The organism is Pseudoalteromonas sp. OANN1 (genome assembly GCF_024124685.1).
GTDB classification, from domain to species: domain Bacteria; phylum Pseudomonadota; class Gammaproteobacteria; order Enterobacterales; family Alteromonadaceae; genus Pseudoalteromonas; species Pseudoalteromonas piscicida.
The window spans coordinates 83,952-92,342 of sequence record NZ_JAMXSE010000012.1 but is presented as its reverse complement, the minus strand read 5'-3'; the positions used below and the strand labels follow the sequence as shown (position 1 = coordinate 92,342).

The window sequence follows — 8,391 nt, the reverse complement described above, 5'->3', positions numbered from 1 at the left end:
GCCATCCCCATAACTTGGTTGGGATTCCTTTGGCAACAGCGCGAGCAGTATCAATTTGGCTTGCGACAGTTAACCATCAGTAACGTTGTAAAAAACCAATCAATTACTTAACCGCAACAAACACAGTACCCACTTAAGTAGGAGAACGTTTGTAGGGTATATCTATAAAGGTTAACTAACCGCTAAAACCGCGAGCCAAGTTAATCAACAGCACCTTTTGCTATTTGCTTGCAGCATGCATACAACATTGCTGTAATCACTCACTGTCACTTTAACGCTTGAATATGGCAACTTTTTTACCATCCTTGTAGCGAGGGTGACGACATCAAAGTCTCAAATAGAGTTATAAAAAAGACCATACTTAAGCTGGTAAAACACACACAATTTGTGTGGCTTCACATCAACGAGTCGTGATCTGTACTGAAAAAGGCTAGCACAAGAAACTGATAAATAAACCGCTTTATTAACAAAAAAGTAAATTTATCCATTACACAAGATTACACCGAACCGCTTTTAGGAACTTTTTATTAGGTAGTAACAGGAAAGTCAGAACGATTTGTTCACTTACTGAACAAGCCTCTGTTTTAGAAACATTTTTGATAAAACTCAGAAATACAATTTAGCCTGATATCGAGGTAACGAAAGTAAGACCTGTGCAAGTTTTATATTTATTTGCACTGGTCTTACAGCATCAAACTATTACTTTTGTAATGTGCTTAATATTACTTTAGCGAAGGTGAGGTAGTAAACGGCTTCACTCCAATCGCTTGGTAAATTTCAGCAGGCTTAAACGCTTGCTCACCTTTGATCACCAATGTCGCTTTTTGCAGTGCTGTAATGTCCTTAAGAGGATCGCCGTCGATCAACACTAAATCTGCTACTTTACCCTTGGCAATTGAACCGGTTTGATGTGCGACGCCCATCAATTTGGCGCTTTCTAGCGTTGCCATATTCAGCACGTCAGCCGCAGGAATACCCGCATCAACGTAAAGCGCAAGCTCACGGATCAAGGTAAAGCCTGCAATGTTATCCGTTCCAGGTACCATTGGAACACCAGCATCATAAAGCTTTTTCAGCATTTGTTGCATCGCTTCACCCGACTCTTGGTAGCTCAGCTTAAACTGTTCATCAACATGCATCTCAGCTCCTTTTAAACCACGAGCGAATGCAATTGGCATGTGCTCTGAAATAGCAGCATATTCTGGATTGATCTTTTGATCTTCTGCCATCAATAAACTTCTGAATGTAGATACAGTTGGATCCACAACGATGCGCTTATCGCTTAGTAGCTTAATGAACGCATTCATCTGTGGACTATCGAGTGATAAACCTGACGCTTGCTCTCCCATCAGTGAAAACCGTTTTTGTGTTCTGGTATCCACTTCTTCACCCGCAAGGAAATTCAGGAACAGCATATTAATGTGCTGAATCTCATCATAGCCATTTGCAATGGCTTGCTCTGCCGTCATAAACGCGGGCACGTGACCGCTAAGTCTCAATCCACGACTATGCGCACGCTCAGAAATAGGCTTTACCCAGTTCGGATCGATAGAAGAATATAGCTTCACTTGAACATAACCATTATCGGCAAAGAAGTCGACCGTCTCAAGCGCTTCTTCCAGTGACTTTACACTTAAGCCAGCTGAGTTTTCGCTGTATTTATCCATAAAGCCAGCACGGTACACGCGAGAACCCAGCACCTGGTTAGTATTAAAGAGCGCTTCAATTTCCATAATATTGTCATGATCGTTCCCCATATCTCTAACGCTGGTAACACCGTTCGCAATATTAAGAATACCGTTATCTTTTGATAAATGACCGTGCATATCCCAAAGCCCTGGGATCAAGGTTTTCCCTTTTCCATCAAGGCTAGCTACGCCATTTTGTTTTTTAATATGTTTAGTTATTTCTACAATCTTGCCATTTTTAATTAACACATCATGGTTTTTCAGCAGTTTTTTCTGCTCACCATCAAAGACGGCAACATTTTCAATCAGTAATGCAGGGACATCATGTGTCAGCTTGCTAGCGAGGTTTTCTAAATACTGCTGTTCGGCTTGTTTTTGGATAGCCTCAAGCTCTTCGAACTGTGATTTGGTATAGCCGTCACGCAAGACATACATTGATCCCCAACTTTGTGCGAAGTAGTTACCATCGTCGTCATACCATGCAAAATTAGGAGTAAGACTAAGACCACTCGTTACTAATAGATGAACGGTTTGCTCCCCCAACTTCATCGTCTTCATTTTTTCGATAAGCATTTTACCTTGAGGGTAAACATCTAATTCGTATTTATTATTTTTTAGAACATAACGCATCGTCGCGTTATCTAGTGCAAGGCGATTATTAGACGGTACGTAGAAATCGAGTGTCGCGTCAGCCTTAATGCCTGATTCATTGACACTTTTCCACTGCGCAATGCCTCTGTTATAGCTAAACGTTTCATCAATTGCGGAGCCAAAAGCAGAACGCCCTTTAAGACTAAAATTGATGGGTAGTCCTTTTTCATTCAACTTTAAGGTTTCATCAATTAAGATCCGACGGTTGTTCCAGCCGAACTCAATTTTAGCTTTATAGTTTTGCTCGTCGATTTTTTCTTGGGTTAGCGTGCCCGCTAAGCCTTTTTCTGAGTAAACATTATTGGTAATGGTGTCAGCAAATACCGCCCAACTTTGAGTAGTTAAAAGCGCCGCAACGAGTGTCGACAAGGCACTTCGCTTTGTTATTATTTTTGTCATGTTCTTGTTCCTTACATTTCCGTTTAACAACAATGATATTACATCAAGATAACAAAAAGCGAAGTGCTTTAACTGTTACAATTCGTGTTGATTTCACCACTCAATCAGACTTTTAGTAACCTGCTGCTTGACCATCTTTCCTTGTTTCGGATGCACCGTAGTACACTCCAGTTTTACCATCTCGCATAATCGCTTGATAACCGCCATAGGGACCAACTGCTTCTTGTAATTTGTGACCCTTTTTTATCAGCTCTCTACGGGTTTCCATGGAAAAACCAGACTCGAGACTGACATACCCTCCATCAGTCATGATTTCACCGGTTGGTTGCGATGAACCACTGTGCAAAATTCTAGGCGCATCGCCCGCTTCTTGTAGATTCATACCAAAATCAATCATGTTAATCAGGATCTGCGCATGCATTTGCGGTTGAGTAGCGCCTCCCATCACGCCATAACTCATCCATGGTTTACCATCTTTTGTGACAAATGCAGGAATAATGGTGTGAAAAGGTCTTTTTCCCGGCGCATAACCGTTGTAATGGTTTTTATCTAACGCAAATAGCTCGCCTCTATTTTGCAAGACAAATCCAAGTTTAGCTGGAGTCATACCCGAGCCCATACCACGGAAATTACTTTGGATCAGCGACACCATATTCCCTTCTTTATCGGCAGTCGTAAGATAAATGGTGTCCCCTTCTACAGGACCTGCATGATCGCGTTTTGCTGCTTTATTTGGATCAATCAATGCGCGTCTTTTATCTGCATATACTTGCGAAATAAGTGTCGCGACTGGTATCTCATTAAAGTCTGGATCGGCGTAGTATTTTGCTCTATCCGCAAAGGCTAGTTTTTTTGCTTCAACAAAAGTGTGAATATACTCTGGGCTGTCGAATCCCATTGCCTTGATATCATAGCCTTCTAAAATATTGAGAATTTGCTGGGCGGCAATGCCCTGACCATTGGGAGGTAGTTCCCATAATGTGTAGCCGCGATAATCAGCACTTACGGGGTCAACCCACTCACTGTGGTGCTCAGCCAAGTCTTGGTAACTTAAGTATCCACCATTTGCCTTCATGTAACGGTCAATTTCTTTAGCAATTTCGCCTTTATAAAAAGCATCGCGGCCTTTATCTGCAAGTAACTCATAGGTATTAGCGAGTGCCGGATTCTTAAATATCTCCCCCTTTTTAGGCATTTCCCCATCAGGCATAAATACTTCTTTAAATCCGGCATATTGCTCACGAGCCGACACCGAGCGCTGCATATAATAAGCAATCAACTCAGAAACTGGAAAGCCGCTTCTAGCGTAGTCGATACTGGGTTGAAGTAACTGTTTCATTGGCAGTTTGCCAAATTTGTTGTGTAGTTCAAACCAACCATCGACCGCACCGGGGACAGAAACAGGAAGCGGCCCATAGCTTGGAATTGTATCGCCTTGCTGCTGTAATTTTGCTAGCGAAAGGCTTTTTGGTGAGCGCCCCGAAGCATTGAGACCAAATAACTTTTGTTGCTTCGCGTCCCACACAATCGCAAATAAGTCGCCACCAATACCGCAACCTGTAGGCTCCACTAAGCCAAGCATGGCATTGGCTGCAATTGCAGCATCTATGGCGCTTCCGCCTTGCTTCAATACCTCTATTGCAACTTGTGTTGCCAGTGGTTGAGAAGTTGCCGCCATGCCCTGGGTGGCAATAACCTCAGAACGACTAGCGAAAGCTTTTCCCGTGATCCTGTCATAAGCGAGAGCCGCTGAGCTTACTGATGCACAAAGCATAGTAACCAGCGTGCATTTAACTACCTTATTCATTATTTTCTCTTTTGTTGTTTTCTTTTTAACCAATATAAAAAGCCAAATTGCTTACAGCAATTCATTTGCGGTCAAAGCGAAAGAAAACGAGATTGGACCTAATGCGAAAACTCAACAATCCATTGTCATAGTACTCACTCTACCACGAGAATATTCGCCCAAATTTGATACAGGTTTTTGCAGCTGGACTACACTAATGTTGGAGTGTTCTGCAGGAAAAAATAAACGCAACGGGATCGGGGTAATTGAATTGGTTATTTATGAGTAATCAGGTTATTTCTATAAATTTAAAACAAACGCTGACTTGGGGCACGGTACTCTGTGGCTTGGTGATCTCGTCTTTTATTATCTCCATTTCATATGTTAACCAGCGAGACATGCTGCTCGAAAGCTATGAGGCTAGGCTGAGACAAAACTTTACGCATTTAGGTAGACATCTTTTCACTGAATTTGTGGAGGGCAACGATAATCAGATAAGTCTGACTCTCGAGGATTATTATTCTGACGGTAAATATAAAGCGCTCTTCCTTATTCAAGGAGAAACGCTCCTCAACGAAAGCCAACACTCAGCGATTGGACTACAAGTATTTAATCAAGTTATCAGTCAGGCGCAAGCGACAGCAACATTACGCACACTTGATCTCACTGTAACATTTGACCCTAATCAGCAGCACTTTCTCGCAGCCATTCCCATTTCACCTAAAGTGCCCGTCGCTGAGTCCGCTGATGTAGTTAGGCTGATTGCTATTTATGACGTAAGCACCGTTTTTCTTTCGTTAAAGCAACAATTGATAACGAAGGCGAGTATTTTAGCGGTGTTTTTGATACTCATCATTATCGCGCTACTAAGCTTTACTCATTACTTCATTCATAAGCCAATCAAAAGACTGATCCAAGTAGGCGATGCATTATCCACAAAGTCTTTGAGCAGTAGAGCCGACATAGTGGGACATGGCGAGCTTGGAGTCCTTGCTAAGCAATTCAATGTCATGGCACAAACGTTAGAGAAAAACTGGCAACAACAATTACAAAGCACCCAAGAATTACAGCGTCGGCACGCTCTTATTAATAGTGTTTTTGAGGCTTTACCGGATATATTCTTTATAATCAATACGGATGGTACCATCTTAGAATGCCATACCGGAAAATCAGACGACTTGTATATGTCGCCTGAGCAGTTTATCAACAAGAAAATGGCGGAGGTACTGCCCTCCCACGCAGCTAAACAATTTAGCCAAGCCATCAAGTCTGCCAATCAGCGCCACCAATTAACCCAAATAGAATATCCACTGACAATTGCTGATCAAGCGAAGCTATTCGAAGCTCGGTTATCTCCTATTCCAGGAACAGATCAACTGGTTATCGCAGTGCGAGATATCACCGAGAAAAAGCGTCAAGAAGAAGTCATTTTACATCACGCTTTTTATGATTCATTGACCGATTTACCAAATCGCTTTTTAGCGATGGAGCGGCTAGCACAGCAACTGTTTGATGCGGAACGCAACGATGAGCTTGCGGTAGTGTTTTTTATTGATTTAGATGATTTTAAAAGGATCAATGATTCACTCGGACACGAAACGGGGGATCAAATTCTCATCGCTTCGGGGGAAAGGCTCAAGCAATCTCTACGTGAGCAAGATACCGTGTCACGCCTCAGTGGTGATGAGTTTATTGTGTTGATGGGAGGGTTTAAGCACACTGCAGACATTACCTCTGTTGCCGATATGCTCATCAAACTTTTTCACCATCCCATTATTGTCGACGATAAAGATTTTAATATTTCAGTCAGTATAGGTGTTGCTATCTATCCTTTAGACGCGAACTCCCCCCAAGAGTTACTTAGCTGCGCTGATACCGCAATGTACAATGCCAAAAGTAATGGTCGCAACAACTACTGTCTATTTAATCAGAAGATGAGTCAACAGTTATCTCGGCGCATTGAAATTGAGGAAGCATTGCGCGTAGCACTGAATGAAAACGAGTTAGAAGTGTTTTACCAACCGCAATTTTATATTGAAGACAGTGATGTATTTGGCGCGGAAGCTTTACTCCGCTGGCACAGTAAAACACTGGGTAATGTCTCTCCTGCGGAGTTTATTCCCGTCGCAGAACAAAGCGGTTTGATCATCGACATCGGATTGTTTGTGCTCTCAACTGCTATTAACCAAGCACACCAATGGCAGCAACACTTAGACTCCGACATCCGTATCGCAATCAATTTATCACCTAGGCAGTTTAAAGACCCAAGCCTTTTGAAACAGATAGAGCTATTAGTAAAAGACATCCCGATTGCCAATCGCTTTATCGAGTTGGAGATCACGGAAGGCGTACTGATATCAGGACAGGCACAGGTAAAACAGACCCTAACCCAATTACATCAGTTAGGGTTTAAATTATCTTTGGATGATTTTGGTACGGGCTATTCGTCACTGAACTATCTCCGTCATTACCCCTTCGATTTACTCAAAATAGACCGCAGTTTTATCAGCGATATGCTCGCCACTCACGAGTCTAAAGCGTTAGTTAAAACCATTATTGCCATGGCGCATAATTTATCGATGAAGGTAGTCGCCGAAGGCGTGGAGACGCTGGAGCAATTACGTTTATTGCAGCAGCTGGAATGTGACTTTGGTCAAGGATATTTGATCAGCAAACCGCTTTCTGCAGCACAGTTTGAAACCTTTTACCATACTAAGATCGAACCAGTTAAGCGCTCTTCTTAGCAAGAAAAACAAACTTTAAAAGCAACATCGCGCCCGAATATCCACTTGAGATAATAAATCAGGGTAAACACAAGACTAATAAAAATAATATGTTAGTATTGCAAGGCAGTGTAAGGATTTTGAATCATGAATATAGAGTTACTAGTTAGCAAAGCCAAGCAAGTATGTGACAACCGTGGTGCACGATTTACTCCTATTAGAGAAAAAGTATTTAGACTACTCGCCTCTAAACAAGGTGGCGTTGGCGCATACGACTTACTTGAAGAGCTCAAGTTGACGGAAGCGGCTGCAAAACCCGCTACCGTATATCGTGCCTTAGACTTTCTTTCTGAGTTGGGTTTTATCCATAAAATTGAAAGTACTAATGCGTTTATGCTTTGCCATCACTTCGACCACACACATCCAGTGCAGTTACTGATCTGTGATAGTTGCGGTAACGTTCAAGAGTTACACTCAAACACGATTTCGCATGAACTGAACAGCCTAGCTGCAGAAACCGGATTTGTGGTTACAGAGCAAACCATCGAGGCTCATGGCCGTTGCGAAAAATGTAAAGATTAAGTGCAGTGAGCAAAAAAGCCCACTACACTTATCACTAAGAGCGACACTAATTTATTAAAAATGCGTAAGGGAAAGTCCATATGAATGTAGAGTTCATCAACCCCTTTTTATCATCTCTAATCAATGTATTGGCTACAATGGCGCAAACAGAATTGACGCCGGGTAAGCCAAAAGTGAAGAAAGACGAAGTCGCACAAGGTGATGTATCGGGTCTGATTGGCATGGTTGGTCCACAAACGAAAGGGTCATTTTCGATCACCTTTGAGGAGAGCCTAGCGCTAACCATTATGGAGCGTATGCTTGGTGAGCGCCCTGATTCCATTAATGAAGACGTCACTGATATGGTTGGTGAAATCACCAACATGGTCACTGGCGGTGCTAAAAACCTGCTCGGCGAAAAAGGCTACGAGTTTGATATGGCAACACCGGTTGTCGTTTCAGGCCCAGGCCATACCATCACCCATAAATGTGATGGCCCTAAACTTATTATGCCATTCACCTCTCCTGACGGTAATGCCAATATCGAAGTCAGCTTCGACAAACTCGCCTAACAGTTAAAAAC

5 protein-coding genes are annotated in these 8,391 nt (G+C 42.5%); 3 read left to right on the top strand and 2 right to left on the bottom strand.

What is annotated here, in order from left to right; genetic code table 11:
- Positions 1–722: 722 nt before the first annotated feature.
- Complete coding sequence (locus NH462_RS11995) at positions 723–2,738, bottom strand: amidohydrolase family protein (protein ID WP_010368791.1); 2,016 nt, start codon at positions 2,736–2,738, stop codon at positions 723–725.
- 112 nt (positions 2,739–2,850) lie between these two features.
- Entirely contained in the window at positions 2,851–4,545 is a 1,695-nt protein-coding gene (ggt, locus tag NH462_RS11990) for a gamma-glutamyltransferase (RefSeq protein ID WP_253105797.1), read from the bottom strand.
- Between the two features lie 260 nt (positions 4,546–4,805).
- Between ggt and NH462_RS11985 the strand changes: the two genes are divergently transcribed.
- The 3 genes from NH462_RS11985 (at position 4,806) to NH462_RS11975 (ending at position 8,380) form a co-directional block, all read left to right on the top strand.
- On the top strand, positions 4,806–7,268 hold the full coding sequence (locus NH462_RS11985) for an EAL domain-containing protein (protein WP_253105796.1): 2,463 nt from the start codon (positions 4,806–4,808) through the stop codon (positions 7,266–7,268).
- 126 nt (positions 7,269–7,394) lie between these two features.
- Entirely contained in the window at positions 7,395–7,829 is a 435-nt protein-coding gene (gene zur / locus NH462_RS11980; protein ID WP_010368795.1) for a zinc uptake transcriptional repressor Zur, read from the top strand.
- A gap of 80 nt (positions 7,830–7,909) precedes the next feature.
- The gene (locus tag NH462_RS11975) at positions 7,910–8,380 is read left to right on the top strand and encodes a chemotaxis protein CheX (protein ID WP_010368796.1); all 471 of its coding nucleotides are present in this window, start codon (positions 7,910–7,912) and stop codon (positions 8,378–8,380) included.
- The last annotated feature ends 11 nt before the right edge of the window (positions 8,381–8,391 follow it).